General features: G+C 68.8%; 1 protein-coding gene. It reads left to right on the forward strand.

The window, feature by feature from the left end; genetic code table 11:
* Positions 1 to 196 precede the first annotated feature (196 nt).
* Positions 197 to 1,048, forward strand: a complete 852-nt coding sequence (locus ACLJK8_RS22785) for a hypothetical protein (RefSeq protein WP_413152685.1) — start codon at positions 197 to 199, stop codon at positions 1,046 to 1,048.
* Positions 1,049 to 1,162 lie beyond the last annotated feature (114 nt).

The raw sequence follows: 1,162 nt of genomic DNA on the forward strand, positions 1-1,162 counted from the left end.
GCCACGCGGTCCAGGCGCTGCGCGGCGCCGAGCGCGCGGCGGCGGGGGAGGCGCGGCGCGTCGCCGCGACCCGGCGCGCCGGGCAGGGGCGGCGCCTGAAACCCTGAGCGCGGCCAGAATGTTCTACGTTCGCGGCCTCGACAGCCGACTCCCTCGCCGCTAAACGCCCCCGCCTGAGTGCATGGGAGAGTATCGGATGAACGGCAAGGCGGCGGACCTCGGCAAGCTTCTGGATCCCGGCTCGGAGTTGCCGACCTACGATCCGGATTGGGAAACGCGCTGGGACCGGGCGAACACCCTGCTCGATCTCGTGGGAAGGCATGATCCCAGGAGCACTTCGGAGCTGACGCGGCGGCTGGGCGAAGAGCTCCGCGAAGCCGCCTTCGCGGGGTTCCAGTTCGCCCACGATCTCGAGGAGCACCTCGCCGTGGCGAGCGCGGGCCCGGCGGAACGCGCGGCGCTGCCGCTCCCCCGGATGCTTGGGTCCGCCACCGTCGCGGAGATGGTGGCGCGCCACGCGGCGTTCCGGGCGCTCTGCGGCCGGGTGGAAGCCTATCGGGCGGCCGAGCCGTTCGAGGAATGGGACAATGGCGTGTTTCGACTGGAGCCGATGGAAGACGCCGCGCGCGAGATCCGGGATCGCGAGGTTCCGGCGGACTGGCGCTCCGACCGTCGGACCAAGGCGCGGCTCATCATCGAGCGCCACGAAGATGTCGTCCACGTCTGCGTCCTCGAGGATCCCCGCGCGGAAGCTCCGGTGACCCTCGCCGCGCTCGAATTCCTCGCGCGCGCGCTCTCTGATGAGTTCCTCCAGGCGCGGCGGGACCGGCTCCGGCGGAAGCCGCGACCCCGGCTCATGCTGCATGGGATACTCTCACCGTTCGGCAGGTCCGACGCGGCGCGTCTCTCGGAATACGAGATCGTTCCCGATAGCTTCAGTGATGATCTCAGCCTCGTCGAGACCCGCGTGGTTCGGCGCGCCACGCCCCTGATGGTCCGCGAGATGCTCGGGATGGATCAGGAGCTGAGGCTGGCACTGCGTGCCTGAGAGCCGAACCCGAAATGAGTTGAGCGATATCATAGGGTTGTGATTCACGTCGGTTTGCGAAGACTGACGGAGATCGGATGCCTTGGAATGATACCGCTCGGCGTGACTATGTCC

Origin of the sequence: Amaricoccus sp. W119 (assembly GCF_047275745.1) — a bacterium.
In the GTDB taxonomy this organism is placed as follows: domain Bacteria; phylum Pseudomonadota; class Alphaproteobacteria; order Rhodobacterales; family Rhodobacteraceae; genus Amaricoccus.